At 57.7% G+C, this 21,927-nt stretch carries 22 protein-coding genes; 16 read left to right on the top strand and 6 right to left on the bottom strand.

The genetic code is table 11. From position 1 onward, the window contains the following. The first annotated feature begins 18 nt into the window (after positions 1 to 18). From ACR0M3_RS03830 to ACR0M3_RS03810, 5 genes are all read left to right on the top strand, one after another. Positions 19 to 690, top strand: a complete 672-nt coding sequence (locus ACR0M3_RS03830; RefSeq protein WP_480480318.1) for a hypothetical protein — start codon at positions 19 to 21, stop codon at positions 688 to 690. A gap of 44 nt (positions 691 to 734) precedes the next feature. Further along, positions 735 to 2,057: a PQQ-like beta-propeller repeat protein gene (locus tag ACR0M3_RS03825; RefSeq protein ID WP_480564196.1), complete on the top strand. Its 1,323-nt coding sequence runs from the start codon at positions 735 to 737 to the stop codon at positions 2,055 to 2,057. A gap of 49 nt (positions 2,058 to 2,106) precedes the next feature. Further along, positions 2,107 to 3,570, top strand: coding sequence for a ribosome biogenesis GTPase Der (der, locus tag ACR0M3_RS03820; protein ID WP_480480322.1), 1,464 nt, complete (start codon positions 2,107 to 2,109; stop codon positions 3,568 to 3,570). 165 nt (positions 3,571 to 3,735) lie between these two features. Next, positions 3,736 to 4,719 carry a fatty acid desaturase gene (locus tag ACR0M3_RS03815; protein ID WP_480909777.1) on the top strand — a complete coding sequence of 328 codons (984 nt, stop codon included), beginning with the start codon at positions 3,736 to 3,738 and terminating at the stop codon, positions 4,717 to 4,719. 92 nt (positions 4,720 to 4,811) lie between these two features. Beyond that, positions 4,812 to 5,378: a helix-hairpin-helix domain-containing protein gene (locus ACR0M3_RS03810; protein ID WP_209596859.1), complete on the top strand. Its 567-nt coding sequence runs from the start codon at positions 4,812 to 4,814 to the stop codon at positions 5,376 to 5,378. A 58-nt stretch (positions 5,379 to 5,436) separates the two neighbouring features. Here the strand turns inward: ACR0M3_RS03810 and serS are convergent, their stop codons facing one another. After that, complete coding sequence (gene serS, locus ACR0M3_RS03805; protein ID WP_480909775.1) at positions 5,437 to 6,729, bottom strand: serine--tRNA ligase; 1,293 nt, start codon at positions 6,727 to 6,729, stop codon at positions 5,437 to 5,439. A 72-nt stretch (positions 6,730 to 6,801) separates the two neighbouring features. Next, positions 6,802 to 8,466: a mechanosensitive ion channel family protein gene (locus ACR0M3_RS03800; protein ID WP_480504676.1), complete on the bottom strand. Its 1,665-nt coding sequence runs from the start codon at positions 8,464 to 8,466 to the stop codon at positions 6,802 to 6,804. A gap of 201 nt (positions 8,467 to 8,667) precedes the next feature. Here ACR0M3_RS03800 and yajC point away from each other — a divergent pair, with 201 nt between their 5' ends. From yajC to ACR0M3_RS03750, 10 genes are all read left to right on the top strand, one after another. Further along, on the top strand, positions 8,668 to 8,955 hold the full coding sequence (gene yajC, locus ACR0M3_RS03795; protein WP_209503494.1) for a preprotein translocase subunit YajC: 288 nt from the start codon (positions 8,668 to 8,670) through the stop codon (positions 8,953 to 8,955). 33 nt (positions 8,956 to 8,988) lie between these two features. Beyond that, entirely contained in the window at positions 8,989 to 10,650 is a 1,662-nt protein-coding gene (secD, locus tag ACR0M3_RS03790) for a protein translocase subunit SecD (RefSeq protein ID WP_480485244.1), read from the top strand. Position 10,651: 1 nt separating this feature from the next. Next, the gene (gene secF / locus ACR0M3_RS03785; protein WP_480485245.1) at positions 10,652 to 11,626 is read left to right on the top strand and encodes a protein translocase subunit SecF; all 975 of its coding nucleotides are present in this window, start codon (positions 10,652 to 10,654) and stop codon (positions 11,624 to 11,626) included. Further along, positions 11,619 to 12,371, top strand: coding sequence for a sulfite exporter TauE/SafE family protein (locus tag ACR0M3_RS03780; RefSeq protein WP_480909772.1), 753 nt, complete (start codon positions 11,619 to 11,621; stop codon positions 12,369 to 12,371). Before secF ends, ACR0M3_RS03780 begins: the two co-directional genes overlap by 8 nt. A gap of 12 nt (positions 12,372 to 12,383) precedes the next feature. Beyond that, positions 12,384 to 12,737: an Mth938-like domain-containing protein gene (locus ACR0M3_RS03775; protein WP_480480338.1), complete on the top strand. Its 354-nt coding sequence runs from the start codon at positions 12,384 to 12,386 to the stop codon at positions 12,735 to 12,737. Between the two features lie 144 nt (positions 12,738 to 12,881). Next, the gene (ccmA, locus tag ACR0M3_RS03770; RefSeq protein ID WP_480480340.1) at positions 12,882 to 13,496 is read left to right on the top strand and encodes a heme ABC exporter ATP-binding protein CcmA; all 615 of its coding nucleotides are present in this window, start codon (positions 12,882 to 12,884) and stop codon (positions 13,494 to 13,496) included. After that, positions 13,493 to 14,149 (top strand): heme exporter protein CcmB, encoded by a 657-nt coding sequence (gene ccmB, locus ACR0M3_RS03765; RefSeq protein ID WP_267366838.1) that lies wholly within the window; start codon positions 13,493 to 13,495, stop codon positions 14,147 to 14,149. The genes ccmA and ccmB overlap by 4 nt, the downstream gene beginning before the upstream one ends. Before the next feature lie 61 nt (positions 14,150 to 14,210). Further along, complete coding sequence (locus ACR0M3_RS03760; protein ID WP_267366837.1) at positions 14,211 to 14,984, top strand: heme ABC transporter permease; 774 nt, start codon at positions 14,211 to 14,213, stop codon at positions 14,982 to 14,984. Beyond that, positions 14,981 to 15,139, top strand: coding sequence for a heme exporter protein CcmD (ccmD, locus tag ACR0M3_RS03755; RefSeq protein WP_480480344.1), 159 nt, complete (start codon positions 14,981 to 14,983; stop codon positions 15,137 to 15,139). The genes ACR0M3_RS03760 and ccmD overlap by 4 nt, the downstream gene beginning before the upstream one ends. Then, entirely contained in the window at positions 15,132 to 15,668 is a 537-nt protein-coding gene (locus tag ACR0M3_RS03750; protein WP_480480346.1) for a DsbE family thiol:disulfide interchange protein, read from the top strand. Before ccmD ends, ACR0M3_RS03750 begins: the two co-directional genes overlap by 8 nt. Positions 15,669 to 15,686: 18 nt before the next feature. Here the strand turns inward: ACR0M3_RS03750 and ACR0M3_RS03745 are convergent, their stop codons facing one another. After that, positions 15,687 to 15,971, bottom strand: a complete 285-nt coding sequence (locus ACR0M3_RS03745) for a putative quinol monooxygenase (RefSeq protein WP_480480348.1) — start codon at positions 15,969 to 15,971, stop codon at positions 15,687 to 15,689. Between the two features lie 126 nt (positions 15,972 to 16,097). Then, positions 16,098 to 18,788: an aconitate hydratase AcnA gene (gene acnA / locus ACR0M3_RS03740; protein WP_480909770.1), complete on the bottom strand. Its 2,691-nt coding sequence runs from the start codon at positions 18,786 to 18,788 to the stop codon at positions 16,098 to 16,100. Positions 18,789 to 19,014: 226 nt separating this feature from the next. Here acnA and ACR0M3_RS03735 point away from each other — a divergent pair, with 226 nt between their 5' ends. Further along, complete coding sequence (locus tag ACR0M3_RS03735) at positions 19,015 to 19,716, top strand: DUF1223 domain-containing protein (protein ID WP_480909768.1); 702 nt, start codon at positions 19,015 to 19,017, stop codon at positions 19,714 to 19,716. On the opposite strand, the gene ACR0M3_RS03730 is transcribed toward ACR0M3_RS03735, so the two are convergent. Beyond that, positions 19,717 to 20,640 (bottom strand): lysophospholipid acyltransferase family protein, encoded by a 924-nt coding sequence (locus tag ACR0M3_RS03730; RefSeq protein ID WP_480480353.1) that lies wholly within the window; start codon positions 20,638 to 20,640, stop codon positions 19,717 to 19,719. 120 nt (positions 20,641 to 20,760) lie between these two features. Then, complete coding sequence (locus ACR0M3_RS03725; protein WP_480909766.1) at positions 20,761 to 21,861, bottom strand: flagellar motor switch protein FliG; 1,101 nt, start codon at positions 21,859 to 21,861, stop codon at positions 20,761 to 20,763. Positions 21,862 to 21,927 lie beyond the last annotated feature (66 nt).

Genomic DNA, 21,927 nt, shown 5'->3' with positions numbered 1-21,927 from the left:
GACAGCCCGGGGGCTTGGATGAGCGATATTGACAGTTTCATTGATGAGGTCACCGAAGAGGTGCGCCGCGACCGGATCTATCTGTTGCTGCGTCGCTGGGGCTGGGTGGGTGTCGTCGCCGTCGTGTTGATCGTAGGCGGTGCCGCTTTCAATGAATACCGCAAGGCGCGGGACACGGCGCAAGCTCAGCAATTGGGTGACACCATTCTTGCTGCGTTGTCCGAAAATGACCCGGCTGCAAGGGCTGCTGGTCTTGCGCAGGCAGAGGCGATGTCACCGGGCGGGAAAGCCGTGCTGGATATGTTGCTGTCCGCGTCACAGGTCGAATCCGGATCCCGAGAGGACGCGGTCAACAGCCTGAACGCGGTTGCCGTTCAGGGCGACCTGCCCGAGATTTACCGCGCGATTGCAAGCTTCAAATCGCTGCTGTTGCAAGGCGATACTTTGCCTGCCGCCGATCGACGGCAACAGTTCGAGGCGTTGGCATCCCCCGGAGCTCCTCTGCGGTTGCTGGCGGAAGAACAGTTGGCCCTGATTGACGTGGCCGACGGCAATGTCGATGCTGCGCTGGACCGGTTGCAGGCGCTGCGGCAGGATGCCGAGGTGGGTATCGACCTGCAACAGCGCGCCGCGCAAATGATCATTGCTTTGGGTGGGGAACCTGAACCATTGGTGGCGCAGCAAGGCTGACCAGGCGGGACAAAAGACTTAACGACAGGCGAGTTCGGAGTATCATGGTAAAAAGATTTTTTTCCCGCACGGGAATGCCTTTTGCGGCGCTGGCCCTGACCGCATTGGCGGCCTGTGAGCCGCCCGAAGCCATTCTGCCGGGTGAACGCGAGGATATTCGCCCTGTTTCAGATCTTGAAACGGTCGAAAAGCGCGGCTCGCAACCGATCAGCTTGCCGGGGCAACAGGTCAACGCCAATTGGTCCCAAAGTCCGGGAACGCCCGCGTACCGGACCACGCATGCCGCCTTGCGCGCGACGCCACAGCGGATCTGGTCTGTTTCGATTGGGCAGGGTGACTCGCGCAAGCAGCGCATTACCGCCGAGCCGGTGGTTGCGGGAGGATTGATTTTTACACTGGATTCGGGGGCGACCGTTTCAGCGGTCACACCGCAGGGGCAGTTGGCATGGGAGACCGACCTGATCCCGCCAAGTGATGGCGACTCGGATGCAACAGGTGGTGGTTTGGCTTATGCCGACGGCGTCCTTTATGTGTCGTCAGGGTTCGGTCGGCTTACTGCGCTGGACGCCAAATCGGGTTCTGTGCGCTGGCAAAAACGCTTGGAAGCGACTGGCAGCGGCGCACCGCTGGTGAACGACGGGCTGTTATACGTTGTGGCCGGAGACGAAACCGGCTGGGCTGTAAACACCAAGGACGGACGCATAGCCTGGCAATTCGAAGGCACACCAAGCGTCGGGAACGTTCTGGGTGCGCCTGCGCCTGCAATAGCGTCTGATCTGGCCGTATTTGCCTTTGGCTCGGGCGACGTAGCCGCCACGTTCCGCCGCGGCGGTATCCGTCGATGGAACGCGTCTGTGGCAGGGGGGCGTCGCGGGCGCGCTGCGGCACAAATCGTCGATGTGACCGGCGGTCCGATGGTTGTTGGCAACAGTATCTACATCGGCAATCACTCGGGCCGGACCGTCGCATTTGATGCCGCTTCCGGCGAGCGCCAGTGGACGGCGGATGAAGGTGCGGTCGATACAGTCTGGCCTGCGGGCAACAGCATTTTCCTGATCAGTGATCGCAGCCAGCTGGTGCGCCTGAACGCGGCGGACGGGTCTGTCATCTGGGCGCAGGACCTGCCGGGCTTTGTCAAGGACAAGCGTGGCCGCCGGGGACCGATCTTCGCGCACTACGGCCCAATTCTGGCCGGGGGTCGTATTGTCGTTGCATCCAACGACGGGTATCTGCGGTTCTTCAATCCAGTTGACGGAACACTGGTACATCAGGCTGAAGTTCCCGGAGGCGCGACAGCATCCCCCGTTGTGGCCGGGCAGACGCTGTATGTTGTTTCGACCAAAGGTGATCTACACGCTTTCCGTTGACGGCAAGATGCGTTAAAGGGCGCAACTTGAGTCTTGAAAGTAGAGTATCATGTCGCTGACCCTCGCCATCGTGGGGCGCCCGAATGTGGGCAAATCCACATTGTTCAACCGCCTCGTAGGCAAACGTCTGGCGCTGGTCGACGATCAGCCTGGTGTGACGCGTGACTTGCGCGAGGGCGAAGGGCGTCTGGGCGATCTGCGCTTTACCGTAATCGACACGGCCGGGCTTGAAGACGCGACAGATGACAGTTTGCAGGGCCGGATGCGCCGCCTGACCGAGCGCGCCGTGGACATGGCCGATGTCTGCCTGTTCATGATCGACGCGCGGGTCGGGCTGACGCCCACGGATGAGATGTTTGCAGAAATCCTGCGCAAGCGGTCCAAGCACGTGATCCTTGCGGCCAACAAGGCTGAAGGCAGCGCAGCGGATGCCGGGGTGCTCGAGGCATACAATCTGGGTCTGGGTGAACCGGTGCGCATGTCGGGTGAACATGGCGAGGGGATGACCGACCTTTATGCTCAGCTGATGCCATTGGCGGATGCAGCCGAGGAAAAGCAGGTCGAAGAAGCCCCGGAAACAGATATTGAGTTGGATGAAGACGGTGAGGGCGAAATGCCCCTGATCACCGCTGCCAAGCCGTTGCAGGTGGCCGTGGTCGGCCGTCCGAATGCGGGCAAGTCCACGCTGATCAACAAGATCATCGGCGAAGACCGCCTGTTGACGGGGCCCGAGGCCGGGATTACCCGTGACGCTATCAGCCTGCGGATCGATTGGGCCGACCCGGACGGAGAAAGCACTCCGATGCGGATCTTTGACACGGCGGGAATGCGCAAGAAAGCAAAGGTACAGGAAAAGCTTGAAAAGCTTTCGGTGTCAGACGGTCTGCGCGCGGTGAAGTTCGCCGAGGTTGTCGTCGTACTGCTGGACGCGGCCATTCCGTTTGAACAACAGGACCTGAGAATTGCCGACTTGGCCGAACGTGAAGGCCGGGCTGTTGTTGTTGCTGTAAACAAGTGGGACGTCGAGGAAAACAAGCAGGAAAAGCTGCGGGAGCTGAAAGAAGCCTTTGATCGCTTGCTGCCGCAGCTGCGCGGTGCCCCTCTGGTTACCGTCTCGGCGAAAACGGGCCGCGGGCTTGAGAGATTGCGCGCCGCCATCCTGCGCGCCCATGATGTCTGGAACCGCCGTGTGCCAACCGCGGCGTTGAACCGGTGGCTGACTGCCATGCTGGAACAACACCCGCCGCCGGCCCCGCAGGGCCGCCGCATCAAGCTGCGCTATATGACCCAGGCGAAAACGCGGCCGCCGGGTTTTGTTGTGATGTGTTCTCATCCCGATAAGATGCCCGAAAGCTATACCCGCTATCTGGTCAACGGGCTGCGTCAGGACTTTGACATGCCTGGCACCCCAATCCGTCTGACGCTGCGCGGGCAGGGTGACAAGAACCCATATAAGGGGAGGCGCAAGAAGAATGCGGGCGCCTTGGCCAAGCATCTCAAAGGCCGCGCGTAACTGCGCCAATTTTCAGCATCTTACCTCACGGGGGCGTGACAGTTTCTGTTCTCCACGCTAGCATTCATGCGTGTGCATTTGTTTGGGCACGCACTGCTTGCACGCGGACTAGCCGCACCTAGATTTGAACAGAAAACTGAACGGCCATCGTAAGGAGACGGCTGGATGGATTTGAGGGAATATACAAGACATTACGCGGTGCAGGACAACAGATTGGCCGCGGCAAGTTATTTTGGCACATTTGCGGTCTATTTCGCGTCGCTGACCCTTGCGATCACCTTTGTTGATCGATGGTACATCATGATACCCGCCGGGATCGTGTTCGCCTTTGCCGCAGTACGGCTTTATGTGTTGCAACATGATTGTGGGCATCATTCTCTGTTTGAAACACGGATTCAAAACGAATGGGCAGGGCATGGTCTTTCACCTTTCACTTTCGCCCCGTTCGAGGTGATGAAGCAAAACCACAATCTGCACCATGCGGGCATCGGAAATCTTGAACACCGCGAGACGGGTGAAATTCATACGATGACTCTGCGAGAGTGGAATACGGCTGATTGGAAAACGCGTTTGTTTTACAGGCTGTATCGCAATCCGCTCATCCTGGTTCCGGTCGGTGCGTTGTTCACCTATTTCATCCGATACCGCTGGCCCAAGAATACGGCGCGTTTTGGCGCCAAAGGTGTGGTGTTGCACAACCTGTCGATCGTTGTTTTTCTTGGATTGTTGTATCTGATCGCGGGTATGACGGGCATTTGGGTCTGGCTGGTGTTTTCCTTTTTGGGTGGAATGCTGGGCGTCTTCCTCGTTTATCTTCAGCACAATTTCGAAGACACCTATTGGGATCGCCGCCCCGATCTGAATCCTCAGACAGCAGCGCTTGAGGGATCATCCGCACTGGATTTCGGATGGTGGTTTGATATGGCTGTGGCCTGCATCACGTTGCACGACATCCACCATTTCAACGCGCGTATCCCATCATATCGCCTGCGTGCCTGCCACTATAACCTGCCGCCGGAATACACCCCTCGCCGGATCAAGTTTCCCGAGGCCGTGGCGGCATTGAACCTGAAGCTATGGGACGAAGATGCCAAGCGCCTTGTACCCTTTCCGAGAAACAACCGAGCCGCTGGTCTTGCCCATAACTAAGCTGGCAGAACAGGGACGACCACCACACAGCTTGCGGGCTCGTGTATCTTTTGTATATACGAGCCAGTAATCAGACAGAGAAAGGACCCAGAATGACCGCTGTGACCGACATAAAAGGTGTAGGAGAGGCGCTTGGCCAGGCCCTTGTTACCAATGGTTTCAAGACCGCCGAGGCAATAGCCAAGGCAACTCCCGCTGATTTGGTCAAGGTCCCTCGGATCGGTGAGGCGCGCGCGTTGGTTTTGATTGCATCTGCCAAAGAAGCCGTTGCCGCAAAACCGGCGGCTGCGAAACCGGCAACACGCCGAACTGCGGCCCGGACTCCGGCGGCGCGCAGGCCTTCTGAACGCAAAGCCGCGCCACGCAAAACAATCGCCGCAGCCGCAGCCGAGAAACGGGTCGAGGAAGCCGCACGCAAAGCTGCAGAAGAAAAAGCAGCCGCCGAAAAAGCCGAAGCTGCTGAAAAGAAAAAAGCCAAAGCCAAGGCCAAGGCCGAAAAAGCCGCGAAGAAACGTAAAGAGATGGAAGCCGCTTTTTCAAAGGCCAAGGATAAGGTGAAAGCCAAATCCAAAAAGGACAAAAAGTCAAAAAAGGACGGAAAAAAGAAAGACGGTAAAAAAAGCGGAAAGAAGAAGGACAAGAAAAAAGCGAAGAAGTAAAACCTCTTCGCCTTCTGTTGATGTCCTAACCGGTGCCTGACGGCGCCGGTTTCGTCTGTCAGGCCAACGTACCGTCCAGTTGCAGGGTCAGTTTGCCGCCCAGATAAGGACCAAGTACCTCGGGCAGCGAAACAGTGCCGTCTTCATTCTGCCCATTCTCCAGAACAGCAATCAGGCAACGCCCGACAGCCAGACCGGAACCGTTCAGAGTATGAACAAATTCGGGCTTGCCACCATTTTCAGGCCTGAACCGGGCATTCATCCGGCGTGCCTGAAACGCGCCTGTAGTCGAGACCGAGCTGATCTCGCGATAGGTGTCCTGTCCGGGCAGCCACGCTTCGATGTCATAGGTGCGGCGCGCGCCAAAGCCCATATCACCGGTGCACAAAACAACAGTGCGATAGGGAATACCCAACTGTTCCAGCAGATCCTCGGCGCAGCGCAACATGCGCTTTTGCTCGTCATCTGACGCGTCGGGATGGGTGATCGAGACCATCTCGACCTTTTCGAACTGGTGCTGGCGCAGCATCCCTGCGGTGTCCTTGCCCGCACTTCCGGCCTCGGATCTGAAACAGACAGTATGGGCGGTCATACGGATGGGCAGCGCAGCCTCTTCAAGAATGTCACCAGCCACTGAATAAGTCAGCGTGACCTCGGAGGTTGGGATCAACCACCAGCCATTGGTCGTCTGATAGCTGTCGTCACCGAATTTAGGCAGTTTATCAGTGCCATACATCGCCTCATCCCGAACCAGAACCGGTGTCTGCATTTCTGTCAGACCGTTCCTGTCGATATGCGTGTCCAACATGAACTGGGCCAACGCGCGGTGGATACGGGCAACCCCCTTGGACAGGTTCACAAATCGGCTGCCGCTGGTTTTGGCGGCGGTTTCGAAATCCATTGCGGCTGCGACGGCAGGAATGTCGTAATGCTCTTTCGGTGCAAAGCTGAAATCGCGCGGGGTGCCCCAGCGGTTGACTTCGACATTGTCGTTTTCATCCGCGCCTTGCGGCACATCATCGGCGGGCAGGTTGGCGATGCGGGCCAGTTGATCGGTCAGCAAGGCATCCAGATCCTTGGCCTCGGTCTGCATCCGGGCGACTTCGGCCTTTTTCTCGGCGACAAGCGCGCGCAGGCGTTCGAATTCAGCCTCGTCGCCGCGTCCCTTAGCAGCGCCGACTTCCTTGCTGGCCTTGTTTTGTTCGGCCTGTGCGGTTTCGGCAGCCAGAATCTTGGCGCGCCGGCTTTCGTCCAGCCTCAGCAGATCTGACGACACCGGCGCGTCCCCACGGCGCGCTAGGGCGGCGTCAAAGGCGGCAGGGTTTTCGCGAATAGCGCGGATGTCGTGCATGTCTCAGATCCTTGAATGCGTGAATCACTGAACCCGCTTATGCACCATCTGCGGGGCAGGGTGTAGCACCGGTTACGACTTATCAGCGTCTTCGTGGGTTTCATGCGCCAGATGGCCCTCCCATGCCCCGGCCGGTATTTTAGGCTCAGGCGGGTCAGCCACATAAGAAGGTGTCATGATCTGCACATTGTTTTCGTTAAATACCGCAACAATGTTTCGATGCAGGTCCGAACGGATTTTGGGAATGATGCTGCCGCGGGTGGTGTAGCCGTTGATCTGATAGTTGATCGCGTAGTCGGCCAACGCCGTCCACAGCACAAAAGGTTCAGGATTGGCCTTGATACCTTTGGTGCGGTTGGCGGCCTCAATCAGCATCGCCTCAACCTTTTCAGGGGGTTCTTCGTAGCCGATGCCAACGGTCGTGTGCAGCAACAGCCCGTTACCATCAGTTTTCTTCGAAAAGTTCACGACATCTGAATTCATCAACTGTGCATTGGGGATTGAAATCAGTTCGTTCTTGATCGACTTAAGATGGGTCTCCATCAGTTTGATCTGAACGACATCGCCGATATGGTCTCCGATTTGGATACGGTCGCCGATTGAGGTAGACCTGCGGTAAATCACAAACAGCCCGGCCAGCATGTTGGACACGACTGAATTCGCGCCCAAAGACAGCATGGCGCCGACCAGAAGGGTTAACCCCTGGAACGCGGCCGAGTCTGAGCCCGGAATATAGGGAACCGCAAAAACCAGCGCGATCAGAATAACGACGACACGGGCAATGTTGAACGTCGGGTTGACCCAGTGTTTTTCGAAATCACCCATTTCGAACGAACCGGCTTCGACCGCATCAAAGAACACGCGCAGACCTTTGATGATATACAGCGTGACCCATGTGATCAGGCCCAGCATAATCAGATTGGGGATATAGCTGAGGATGCCCCGGAAGATAAGCAGCACCGGCTCGGTCAGATAGGTTAGCAGAAGCTGTGCGAAATATCTGGTTTCCGCAAAAGCCAAAAGAACAAAGGACAGGTAATAGTAGAAACCGAGAAAGAAGATGATCAGCAGCACGAAGTTCAGACCATAGCGGATAAGGGCCGCGATTGCTTCGGCCTGAACGCTTTTGGCTGTCGCCGTTTCGACATCCTTTAAGTAGCGTTTTACCAGCTTCAATGTGCGACGCCTGATCCGACGGTGCAGCCACAGGATTGTGACAACAAACAGGGCAAATCCCAACGTCCAGGCAGCCGCTTCGATAGCACCGGAAACGCGCGCCTGATCGGTTCGGTTGGCTCGATACGCCTCAATGGATTGTTTGATCGCATTGCCATGCAAAACGCTCAGAACACTTAGTTCCATCTGATCCAGTTCAGAGTCAGCTTTAGTAACGATCGAGATTCTTTGGCCATCGGCCAGAATCCAGATGCCAAATTCGGTCTCTTCATATGTGATCTCGACCAAAGGTGCTTCCGACGCTTCCGCAACCGCAATGATCTTGTTCTGTACGTCCTCGGCGCGCTCCGGAGCAGGCAGAGCGCTTGATCCTCGCACCTGAAACAGAACGTCCCCGTCCACGATGACCGGGGCCATGAACGTGTCCGATTCCGAAGTCTCGGACAGGGGCGATTCAGCGGGTGCTTCCTGCGACAAGGCCGCACCAGACAGCCACACGCTCACCGACAGGGCAGTCAGTAAATAAAGCAACGAAAGGAAAGGCTTGAGTGGCCGTGTCATGTGTCCCCCTTCAGATAAACTATACCCGGTTTCGGTTATGTTCCTAGGACATATCTGCAACGCTTTGCCCGTAGTTGCCGGGACATGCCTGTATTCAAGTGGGTTACATGACCGCCTTTGCTTGCAAACCGACATTTCAAAGCATAGGTTCCGCCCAAATTTGCGGAACTGTGCCGCAAGACTAGAACAAAGGAATGTCCCATGGATGGTGGCGCAATCGCCCAGTTTCTCCCGCTGATCCTGATCTTCGCGATCATGTATTTCCTGCTGATCCGTCCGCAGCAAAAGAAGATGAAGGAACATCAGGCCATGGTTGATGCCGTGCGTCGGGGTGATCAGGTGATCACGCAAGGCGGCGTGATCGGCAAGGTATCGAAGGTCAAGGAAGGCGATAACGAGATCGAGGTCGAAATCGCCGAGGGCGTCAAGATTCGCGTGGTCAAATCGACCATCGCCCAGGTTCTTAACAAGACCGAGCCGGCGAAGTAACTTCGCGCGACAATTCCTTGAAAAGGCAGGGTAATGCTGCAATTTGATACCTGGAAGCGGGTTCTGATCTGGCTGGTCTGCGTGACCGGTCTGCTCATGGCCCTGCCAAACGCGTTTTACACGCGGGTCGAGCAATCCAACGACGCCAAGGCTGCGATCGAGCTGGGCAATGACACGCCGCAGATACAGGCTGAAGCCGCGCAATGGCCGAACTGGCTGCCGTCATCCCTGGTCAATCTTGGCCTCGACCTGCGCGGCGGTGCGCATCTGCTGGCTGAAGTTCAGGTGCAGGACGTCTACGAATCCCGGATGGAGGCGATGTGGCCGGAAATCCGCGACGCGCTGCGCGATGAACGTGCCACGGTGGGAACCATCCGCCGTCAGGACTCGGCCGCGGATGAGATTCGCGTGCGCATCAGCCAGCCCGAAGGAATGCCACAGGCGTTGGAGGTTGTTCGCGGTCTGGCCCGGCAGGTGCAGACACTGACAGGTGTAGGTGCCACAGATATCGAAGCCCGTGCGGATGGCGACACGATTGTTGTTCAACTGTCCGAGGCAGAAAAACTGGCCTCGGATGATCGCACGGTGCGTCAGGCGCTGGAAATCATCCGCCGCCGGATCGACGAAGTCGGTACGCGAGAGCCCACAATCCAGCGCCAGGGGACGGATCGAATCCTGATTCAGGTGCCGGGTATCGGCAGTGCGGGCGAACTTAAGGAAATCATCGGAACAACAGCACAGTTGACGTTTAATCCGGTTGTCGGGCGCGGAACCGATCCGGATGCCGTCGCAGGCGTCGGTGAAAAAATCGTGCCGTCGATTGACGAAAACGAAGTTTATTACAACATCGAATCCGCTCCGGTCGTGACAGGAGAGGAACTGGTCGACGCCCAGCCGTCCTTCGATCAGAACGGCCGCCCTGCGGTCAACTTCCGGTTCAACACATCCGGTGCGCGCAAGTTCGGGGATTATACCCGTGACAACATCGGCGCACCCTTTGCCATCGTGCTGGATGACGAAGTGATCTCGGCCCCCGTGATCCAAAGCCATATCCCGGGCGGGTCGGGCATCATCACCGGTAACTTCACCGTTGAGGAAAGCACCAATCTGGCCGTCCTGCTGCGTGCCGGTGCTTTGCCTGCAGGGCTAGAATTCCTGGAAGAACGCACCATCGGCCCCGAACTGGGGCAGGACAGTATCGACGCAGGTAAAGTTGCCACAATCGTGGCCTTTATCGCGGTGCTGGTATTCATGGCGCTCAGCTATGGCCTGTTCGGTGTCTTCGCCAATATCGCGCTGATCATCAACGTGGGCCTGTTGTTCGGCTTGCTGTCCCTGATCGGCGCAACCCTGACTCTGCCGGGGATTGCGGGGATCGTTCTGACGGTCGGTATGGCAGTGGATGCCAACGTGCTGATCTTTGAGCGCATCCGCGAAGAACTGAAATCCGCCAGAGGTCCCGCCCGCGCCATCGATCTGGGCTATGAAAAGGCGTTGTCGGCCATTCTGGACGCCAACATAACCACCTTCATCACCGCCGTTATCCTGTTTGCCATGGGCAGTGGTCCTGTGCGCGGGTTCGCGATCACTCTTGGCCTGGGTATCCTGACATCGGTCTTCACCGCGATCTTCGTGACGCGCCTGATGGTTGTCATGTGGTTCGAACGCCGCCGACCGAAAACGATCGAGGTTTGACATGAGACTGAAACTCGTACCGCAGAACACCTCGTTCGACTTCTTCAGTCGTTGGAAAATCTGGCTTGGAATCTCCGGCCTGATGATGGTGATTGCGTTCACCTCATTTCTGCTGCAGGGGCTGAACTTCGGCATCGATTTCCGCGGTGGAACCACGATCCGGACCCAAAGCAATCATGCAATCGACGTGGGTGTATACCGCGATGCTTTGTCTCCGCTGCAACTGGGTGACGTCACCATCACCGAGATTTTTGATCCAAGCTTCGGTCCCGATGAAAATGTCGCGATGATCCGTATTCAGGCTCAGGAAGACGCCGAAGCGGTCACCGCAGATGTGATCACCCAGGTCGGCGAAGCGCTGGCTGCCGCAGACCCCGGACTAAAACTGCCCTTTGAAAGCGTCGAATCCGTTGGCCCAAAAGTGTCGGGCGAGCTGATCCAGACTGCTGTTATCGCGGTTGTCTTGGCCATCGGCGCCGTTCTTGTCTACATTTGGCTGCGCTTTGAATGGCAGTTTGCACTGGGGGCAGTTGCCGCATTGGTGCACGATGTGATCCTGACCATCGGCATCTTCTCGGAACTGCAAATCCGCTTCGATCTGGCGATCATCGCGGCGCTGCTGACCATCGTCGGCTATTCGCTGAACGACACGGTTGTCGTCTTCGACCGGGTGCGCGAGAATCTGCGGAAATACAAAAAGAAGGACCTGAAAGAGGTTCTGAACGTATCGATCAACGAAACCCTGAGCCGAACGGTGATGACCTCGGTCACAACTTTACTGGCGCTGATCTCGCTTTATCTGCTGGGTGGGGACGTCATCCGCGGATTTGTCTTCGCGATGATCTGGGGTGTCGTTGTCGGGACCTATTCGTCGGTCTTCGTGGCCTCAACCATCCTGCTGTGGCTGGGGGTCAAGCGCGACTGGTCCAAACCGTCGAATACGGCGGGCAACCAGTTTGCCAATATTGATGCCTGAGGCTCTACAACAGGCCTTGGCCCTGCCGGGCCTCACTTGGCTGATCCTTACCATCGGAGCCGCGGGACTTGTCCGCGGCTTCACAGGTTTTGGCACCGCGATGATCTTTGTGCCGGTGGCGACCCAGTTCCTGCCTATTGCAGAAGTGGTCTTTCTGATGGCCGCCACCGGTATTGCATCAACCTTTGCCTTGGCTCCGCAGGCGTGGCGGGATTGTGACAAGGTCGAAATCAGCACTCTGGGCTTTGCCGCAACGATAACCGTTCCGCTGGGGCTGTGGATCATGGTGCAGGTGGACTCGGTTGCGCTGCGCTGGGTTGTTTGCGGCATTACCGGTCTGACCCTGCTGGCCGTGGTTACTGGCTGGCGGTGGGAGGGTAAACTGGCACTGCCCGGACGTCTCGCCATCGGCGGTAGCGCAGGCGTTGTCGGCGGCATGACCGGGCTGACAGGTCCGGTTGTCATCGTGTTTTATCTGGCCAGTTCCACCGACGTGCGCAAGATTCGTGCCAACACCATCATTTTTCTGGCATTGCTCGACGTTGTCATCGTTTTCAACATCCTCATCAGCGGTGCCGCAGATTTGTCGATCCTATGGATTGTCCTGCTGCTGTGTGTGCCTTATCTGATCACTACGCTTATCGGCAAAGCATTGTTCGACCCGAAACTGGAACGGATCTACCGCCTCGCGGCCTATTCGGTCATCCTGATTGCGGTCATTTCCGGACTGCCGCTTCTGGATTGAAGAAGGGACATCATGCGTCTGAATCAGATTACTTTTACAGATGCCAAACCCATAGACGGTTATGGCCCCGGTTTTTTTCGAATTGGCGGCGATGTCTTCCACGGCGCTGTCCTGACAGGCCCGGCAGGCCCGGCAGAGTGGGGCGGCTATGACGACCGACACCCCCTTCTGGACCTGGCGGGCAGGATCGACGTCCTGCTTATCGGCACGGGCGCAGACATGGCCCACATCCCCCAATCGCTACGGGTTGAGTTGGAAAATGTCGGACTTGGTGTTGAAATCATGAACTCCCCCGCCGCCTGCCGCACCTACAATGTGCTGCTCGCCGAAGGTCGCCGCATCGCACTTGCCCTGATCCCTGTCTGACGGGATTCTCTTCATCTGGCCAAAAATATCCCGGGGAGTGTGAGGGGCTGGCCCCTCACTCCGACATGTGCCAGCTGTGGTGCGCTGGCATCCTGCGGCAAATCTCGCCTTTTGCCCCTGCGGACAATCCGCTAAGCGGGTCTCATGACTTTGACTGTAACAGATCTGTCTATCACACGTGGCGGTGTTCCCGTCCTTGAGGGCCTCAGCTTTCAGCTGTCGCCGGGCAAGGCTCTGATCCTGCGGGGCCCAAACGGGATCGGCAAAACGACGCTTCTGCGCACGTTGGCTGGCTTGCAGCCTCCGCTGGAAGGCAAGATCGAAGGGGCCGAGGACCGGATCGCCTACGCGTCCCATTCGGACGGGCTCAAACCGACATTGTCGGTGACTGAAAACCTGACATTCTGGGCAGCGGTCTTTGGTACATATGACATCCAGCCGGCGCTGGACGCTTTTGAGTTGAACGAACTCGCCGACCGTCACGCCGGCAATCTGTCGGCGGGCCAGAAACGGCGGTTGGGGCTGGCGCGGATGCTGGTCACAGGGCGGCCAATCTGGATGCTGGACGAGCCGACCGTCTCGCTGGACAGGAACGCGGTGCAAATGTTTGCCGATGCGGTGGGGGCACATCTGGGGCAGGGCGGGTCAGCCCTGATCGCCACCCATATCGACCTTGGCCTTGATGGCGAGGTTCTGGACGTCGGTCCTAACAAGGCCAAACCCAAACCCATCGACGATTTCGACGGAGGTTTCCTGTGATCGCCCTGTTGCTGCGCGACCTGAAACTGGCTTTCCGCGCAGGCGGCGGGTTTGGGCTGGGTCTGGCCTTTTTCCTGATCGTGACTGTGATGGTGCCATTTGCCGTGGGGCCGCAATCCTCGCTGCTGTCCACGATTGCGCCCGGTGTGCTCTGGCTGGGGGCCTTGCTGGCCTGCCTTCTGTCGCTTGACCGCCTGCTGGCACTGGACTGGGAAGACGGCTCGCTCGATCTGCTGGCCACGGCACCGCTGCCGCTTGAATCGGTTGTCACAGTCAAGGCGCTGGCCCACTGGCTGACCACTGGTCTGCCGCTGGTTCTGGCCGCGCCGTTTCTGGGTGTCTTGCTGAACCTGCCGATGCCGGGGTTTTTCTGGCTGGTGATCTCGCTCCTGATCGGTACCCCGGCCATGAGCGTCATCGGGACATTTGGTGCTGCCCTAACAGTTGGTCTGAAACGTGGCGGGCTATTGCTGTCGCTTCTGGTGTTGCCGCTTTACGTCCCCACCCTGATTTTCGGGGCCGAAGTTGCCCGGCGTGGAGCAACAGGGATGGAAGTGCAGACGCCACTGCTGATGCTGGCCGGGATCACGGCGGCAACCATCGCATTGTTGCCCTTTGCCAGCGCTGCCGTGCTACGTATCAATCTGCGGTGAACCGCGACAAGTTTGATGGATGTCAATTGAGAACCACCCCAACTCGGACTAGATAGGGCCCATGTCAATCGCAGCCAAAGCCAACGCCCTCTGGGAATATGCCAACCCGCGCAAGTTTCTTGAAACCAGCGAACGGGTCCTGCCGTTTTTCTGGATCGTCTCGATCCTCTGCATCGTTGTCGGTCTGACCTGGGGCTTTTTCTTTACACCGGACGACTACAAGCAGGGGTCGACGGTCAAGATCATCTATCTGCATGTTCCGGCGGCTCTGATGGCGATCAATTGCTGGCTGATGATGCTGGCCACCTCATTGGTCTGGCTGGTGCGTCGCCACCATGTCAGCGCGCTTGCGGCACGGGCTGCTGCACCGATCGGGATTGTAATGACCCTGATTGCGCTGCTGACGGGGGCCATCTGGGGACAGCCCATGTGGGGCACATGGTGGGCCTGGGATCCGCGCCTGACATCGTTTCTGATCCTGTTTCTGTTCTACCTTGGCTATGTCGCCTTGTGGGAAGCTATTGAGGACCCTGATACCGCAGCCGATCTGACCTCGGTTCTGTGTCTTGTTGGGTCGGTCTTTGCGATCCTCAGCCGGTATGCGGTGAATTTCTGGAATCAGGGCCTGCATCAGGGCGCATCGGTCATGCGGGCCGGGGCCGTTACCGGGGCGGATACGGAAGAGAAAGTCAGCAATGTCTTTTTCTACCCTCTGCTGGCCTGCATCATCGGATTTGTTCTGCTGTTCATCGCCTTGGTGTTGTACCGCACCGGAACGGAAATTCGCGCCCGTCGTATCAAGGCGTTACAGGCACGGGAAAGGGTGGGCGGATGATCCCCGATCTTGGAAAATATGCAGACGCTGTTTTGTCGTCTTATGCCGTTTCCATTGCCCTTATCGTGGTACTGGTTGCGTTCAGCGTGATGCGCGGGCGCAAGGTGCGTGCTGAAATGGAAAAGGTCGAACAGAGGATGTCGCGCAATGGCTAAAATCTCGCCCCTGATGATTGCGCCACCTCTGATATTTGGCGCATTCGCGGTTCTCGCAGGCATCGGCATGTTTCGCGAAGATCCCAACGCTTTGCCCTCGGCCCGTGAAGGCCAACCGGCGCCGCCCGTGGTTCTAACCGAGTTTCCGGGAAAGACCCTTTTCGACGACGAAACGCTGCGGGACGGAGAGGTCAAGCTGGTCAACTATTGGGCCAGCTGGTGCGCCCCATGCCGCGTCGAGCACCCCAATCTCGAAGCGCTGGCAGCTGAAGGCATCCCTGTTTATGGCATCAACTACAAAGACAAGCTGAGCAGTGCCGAGGCTTTTCTGGCTGATCTTGGCGATCCTTACGTCGCCATGGGCCGCGACGAACAGGGCCGCATGGCAATTGATTGGGGTTTGTACGGTGTTCCCGAGACCTACGTGATCGACGGTGATGGAACGATCATTCTGCGCTTTGCAGGCCCGATCACGCAACGTGTCATCGAAAGCACCATCCGGCCTGCGCTTGAGAAAGCGGCTGAGTAGGGCCTTTCAACCTCTGGTTCAGGCGAGCTGGTAGGTTTGGAAATCCTGCTCGACCTCAAGAAACTCGTTGATTCGCAGAAAATCGCCTTTGTCGGCACGCCAGTTCAGGTAGGCTTCAAGCGCGTCGGGGTTTTCCCAGATGTGAACAACGACTTGTTCGTTGTTTGCGGGCGAGAGCAGAAGATAAGCGGCACGACATCCGGGGAATTTTCGGGTTTCGGCAACCAGATCCCCGATCAGTTTGGCAAGCGCCGCGAATTTCCCCGGCAGGGGCGTGGATTTGACAATGACGACTTCCTGCATACGCGTCTCCGGTTTTTGTAGCAGGGTCAAGGAATCCACTTAAAAATGCGTGAACGGGATACTGAAATACAGAAAAGGAAAGAGCGCCCCGCAGGCGCCCTTGTCATTTGTCCAGACCGGTTAGGCTTAGTTGGCCTTCGCCAGATTCCTCAGCACGTAATGCAGCACACCGCCGTTTTCGATGTATTCGATCTCAGGCGCGGTATCGATCCGGCATTTCAACTGGATGGTTGTCTCAGCCCCGTCTGCATAGGTGATGGTGCAGGGCACGACCTGCAGCGGCTCGACCGTATCCAGCCCATGGATCGAGACGGTTTCGTCCCCTTTCAGACCCAGGGTTTTGCGGGTATCTCCACCGGTGAATTCGAACGGGATCACGCCCATGCCAACCAGATTGGATCGGTGGATACGCTCAAAGCTCTCGGCGATTACGGCCTTGACGCCCAGCAGCGCCGTGCCCTTGGCCGCCCAGTCGCGGCTTGAGCCCGCGCCGTATTGTTCGCCGCCGAACACGACCAGCGGGGTGCCATTGGCCTGATAGGCCATCGAGGCATCGTAGATCGACGTCTCTTCGCCATCCGGACCTTTGGTGTATCCGCCTTCAACTCCATCCAACATCTCGTTCTTGATGCGGATATTGGCGAAGGTGCCGCGCATCATGACTTCGTGATTGCCCCGCCGCGAGCCATACGAGTTGAACTCGCGCGGCTGAACCTGACGGTCGGTCAGGTATTTGCCCGCCGGCGTCGTGGTAGCGAATGACCCTGCAGGTGAGATGTGGTCGGTGGTTACCATGTCGCCCAGAATGGCCAGAACTTTGGCGCCTTCGATGTTCGAGATCGTGCCCGGTTCCGCCCCCATACCCTGGAAATAGGGCGGGTTCTGGATGTAGGTCGACGTTGGCGGCCAGTCATAGGTTTCCTGTTGCGGAACCTCGACGCTTTGCCATTTCTCATCCCCCTTGAAGACATCCGCATATTTCGACTGGAACGCTTCGCGGGTTACGGTTGCTTCGACCAGTTCCGCGATTTCGCTTTGGGTTGGCCAGATGTCCTTCATGAAGACGTCGTTGCCATCCTTGTCCTGACCGATGGGCTCGGACGTCAGATCGATGTCGAGCGTACCTGCCAGCGCATAGACAACAACCAACGGTGGCGAAGCCAAGTAGTTTGCGCGGACATCCGGTGAGATACGGCCTTCGAAGTTCCGGTTGCCGGACAGAACCGACGTGGCGACCAGATCGCCCTCGGCAATGGCTTCCGAGATTTCTTTCTGGATCGGGCCCGAGTTGCCGATGCAGGTGGTGCAGCCGTACCCAACAAGGTTGAACCCAACCTTGTCCAGATCTTCTTGCAGTCCAGCGGCCTCAAGATAAGCAGATACAACCTGCGAACCGGGTGCCAGCGAGGTCTTGACCCAAGGTTTGCGGTTCAGACCCAGAGCTGCGGCTTTGCGAGCCACAAGGCCTGCACCGATCATCACGTAAGGGTTCGACGTGTTGGTACAGGAGGTGATCGAAGCAATTACAACCTTGCCCGACTCCATGGTGTAGTCTTCGCCCTTGACGGCGACTTCCTTGCCCATGGGGCGCTTGAAAGTCTCTTTCATTTCCTTGGTGAAAGCGGCCTTGGCGTCGGTCAGTGCGACGTAGTCCTGCGGGCGTTTCGGGCCTGAAATTGCAGGAACGATTGTGCCCATGTCCAGTGACAGAGTGTCAGTGTAGATCGGCGCATAATCCGGGCCTCTCCAGAACCCGTTTTCCTTGGCATAGGCTTCGACCAGCGCGATGCGGTCTTCGTCGCGGCCGGTGTTGCGCATGTAGCGCAGGGTTTCTCCGTCGATCGGGAAGAAGCCGCATGTCGCTCCGTATTCCGGCGCCATATTGGCGATGGTTGCACGGTCAGCCAGCGGCAGGCGGTCCAGCCCCTCGCCATAGAATTCGACGAATTTGCCCACCACGCCCTTGGCACGCAGCATTTCGACAACTTTCAGAACAAGGTCTGTACCGGTGGTGCCTTCGACCATCGAGCCGGTTAACTCAAAACCGATCACCTCAGGGATCAGCATCGAAATCGGCTGACCCAGCATTGCGGCTTCGGCCTCGATCCCGCCAACGCCCCACCCCAGAACGGCCATGCCGTTGACCATGGTGGTGTGGCTGTCGGTGCCAACCAGTGTGTCGGGATAGGCAACTTTTTCGCCGTTCTGATCGGTGTCAGTCCAGACAGTCTGTGCCAGATATTCCAGGTTCACCTGATGACAGATACCGGTGCCGGGAGGCACAACGCGGAAATTGTTGAACGCGTTCTGACCCCATTTCAGGAACTGATAGCGTTCCATGTTGCGCTCGTATTCGCGGTCGACGTTCATCTGGAACGCACGCGGGTTACCGAACTCGTCGATCATGACCGAGTGGTCGATAACCAGATCGACCGGGTTCAGCGGGTTGATCTTCTGTGCGTCACCGCCCAGGCCTTTGATCCCGTCGCGCATGGCGGCCAGATCGACCACCGCAGGAACACCGGTAAAGTCCTGCATCAGCACGCGGGCAGGGCGGTACGCAATCTCGCGCGGGTTCTTGCCGCCATTGGCACCCCATTCGGCAAATGCTTTGATGTCATCGACCGAGACCGAAAAGCCGCTGTCTTCAAATCGGAGCATGTTTTCCAGCACGACTTTCAGCGCGGCAGGAAGGTTGGAAAAATCACCCAAACCGGCCTGCTGCGCGGCGGGGATCGAATAGTAGGAAATGGATTTGCCATTCACGTTCAGGCTGCGGCGTGTCTTGGCGGTATCCTGTCCGACTTTAATGGGCATCGGGTGGCCTCCCTTCTCAAATGACTTGGATTTCGGGCATCGCTGAATGTTATCTGCATCACCCAAGCCGCTGGTTCAAGGTTCAATGACACTGGATTTGCGATTTTGTATACCATTGCACACATTTAGGCGGAGAATTGCAGACACCGCCCTCAAGAAACGTTGATTAGCGGTTGAGCGGCAAAACGGCTATCCCAGAGAACACCCGCTTTATCCGAGAGTTTTGATGTTCAGACCCGCTGCTTTGACCGCCCTGATATCCTGCCTGTTCGCCACCCAGCCCATGGCCGGTGGGGATCCTGTGGTGGTTGAGCTGTTCACCTCACAGGGGTGTTCGTCTTGCCCGCCGGCAGATCGGATCATGCATGAGCTGGCGAAACGCGACGATGTCATCGGGCTGGCGCTGCATGTCGACTATTGGGATTACATCGGTTGGAAGGACGAATATGCCGATCCTGATCACACGCTCCGGCAACGGGCCTATGCCCGCGAAAACGGAAAATCCATGATCTATACGCCTCAGATGATCATCAATGGTCAGCACGATATTGTCGGCGCTCAGGCTCAGGAGCTCGACCGTCTGATTGATGCGCATCTAAAGGCCGCCCCCGAGGCAGCGGTGACAGCAACCCGAGACGCTGACGAAGTGACCGTGAGTGTGACGCCTGTGGAATTGCCCGCAGGTGAGATCTATGACGTGCGTATCGTTCAGTATTCGCCTCTGCGCCATGCCTCGATCCGTCGTGGTGAACTAGCCGGGCGAGAATTGGATTATGCCAATGTTGTCGAGACCTGGCAGATTGCGGGCCGGTGGGATGGGCAAACGCCGCAGACATACTCGGCGCAGCTGAAACCAGGCTTGCCAGCCGTCGTGCTTGTGCAAAGGACCGGTCACGGGCCAATAGTTGCCGCGTCTTGGGCCAAGTGATCAGGGCATGTCGTCCGGTTGGACGCCGAGCCCGTTCCAGCTTTTCCAACGCCGGTGGATCCAGAACCACTGTCCCATATGCTGCCGCACGATCTGTTCCAGATCGTCATTGGTGAACTGAGTCATCGTCTTTGGGTCCGTGTGCGGAACGGGATCATGCAGGATGATTTCAAAGTCGATGCCATTAGGCTGGCGCACGGCATAGCACGGTATCAGTACGGCCTTGTACTTGATGGCCAGCTCTGCGTTCAGCACGGATGTCACGGCAGGCTTGCCAAAGAATGTCAGCTCTTCGCCCCCCAGCGCATGCAGGTCGGACACGATGGCAATGATTCCACCGTTCTTGAGTGACCGGACCATTTCGACCATACCACGCCGCCCCTGTTCGAACATCGGCGCGCCGGTTTTGTAAAAGGCTTCGACATAGGCGTCGTTGAAATAGGGATTGGCCATCCGCCGGTAGAGGCATCCAATCGGCTTGCCGCTGTGTTTCTGCAGGGCAACACGCGCGGCCAGATAGTGACCGAAATGCGCCGTGATCATCATCACCGGACGCCCTTCGGCAATCGCGGCGTCAAACGCAGCAATACCGGGCCCGGATATCTTGGCGTTCACCTGACGTTCGATGAAACCTTCGGGTGAGAAATGCTCCATTATTGCCCGACCGGCATTATCCGACACGTCACGATAGATCTTTGTGATCTCGGCGTCAGACAATTCAGGGCAGGTGAGCTTTAGATTCCGGCGGACACGGGTGCGAAATCCAACGACGGGCGCAAGGGTTTTCATGATTGCACCCATGGTTGCTATGCGCCTTTCATAAGGAAGCAGGCGCATAGCGCCGATGATTCCCTGCAGGAGCAGATTGGCGACATAGTATTTTCCAAGCTCAAACCGGCTGAGCTCCGACTTTTCGACGGGCATGGAGGTGTCTCACCGCGTGTTGCGAAATGTTGCCTCAGACATACAACCCGGTACCCGTAACCTCAAGCACCCTGGCGAAATGGCTGCCCTAACGATCTGGCGGGTGCGCCTGTTCCTGCCTCAACCCGTGTTTTCGTCGTCTTCCTTTTCAATCAGCGTAATTGTTCCGGCGTCAGACAAGGTACGAACCGCCCCAACGATCTGGGTCATGGCATCTTCGGCCTCAGATTGCTTGACCCGCCCGCGTTCCGCGATTTCCTCGCGCAGGTTTTCTGCCATGCGGGAGGAGATATTCGACAGCAGAAACTCGACAGATGCCTTGTCATCATCCGCGGCGGCACCAGCAAGGGCCGCGACCAGAACAGGCTGATCGACTTCCCTCAATATGGCTGGAACATCACGTGGGGAAATCCGGCTGTAGATATGGGCGAAGGTAAAGATCGAGCGGCGCACCAGATCGGCAAAATCGGCGTCGTCCTCATCCAGCGCGTTCAGCAGGTCGTCGCGCGTGGCGGACGCAGACTGGTTCAGAATCGCACCCACACGCGCGCCCGGACCGTCATTGAAGGCCTGAACAGGCCGCTGATCCAGTTGAGCAGCCAGTGACCAGCCGATCCGCTCAACCGCTTCGGGTGTGACATTTGCTGTTTTCGAAATTGCGTAGGTGATCCGCCGCGCCACCGGACCCGGCATGTGGCCCAGCATCTGCGCCGCCTGTGCCGTATCCATTTTTGAAAGCATCACAGCGGCCACTTCAGTGCTTTCCGCCTGTGCCATGGCCGCAAGGTCCTGGGCCGGAATGTCGCGCAACCTTTGCCAGGGATCACCGATCTGGCGAACTCCGGCAACTTTGCGCAAACGCGCCGCTGTTGCGGGCGTGATCTTTCCGCTGACGGCATCCAAGGCTCCGGCAAGCCCATGTGGAAAGGCCAGACCGACATTGTCCAGGGCTTCGCTGAATTCCTGTGCCACAGCACCCAGAGTCACCCGGTCCACAAGGCCCATTTCCCCCAATTGGTGTGTCAGTTTTTCTTGCAGGTCATCGGGAAGTTCCTCCAACGGAAGATCGGCGCCTTCGTTCAACAACAGGCGCACGACGACAGCTGCCTTCTGACGGCTGGTCAAAGATCGGGGAACAAGGCGCGGGTTGTCGCCACCCTCTGCGGAAAACGGGGCCGAAGCCCCTTGAACCGTTTGAATTAATGCGTTGGTGTTCTGCATCTGCCTGTGGAGCCAAAGTTTTCGAACCACAGGCAGATTAGAGAGAGTCGGGTTAAATAACCCTGA

The organism is Ruegeria sp. O5, assembly GCF_056535105.1.
Note: the sequence above shows the minus strand (reverse complement) of the source record. Positions and strands in the feature narration are given on the sequence as shown.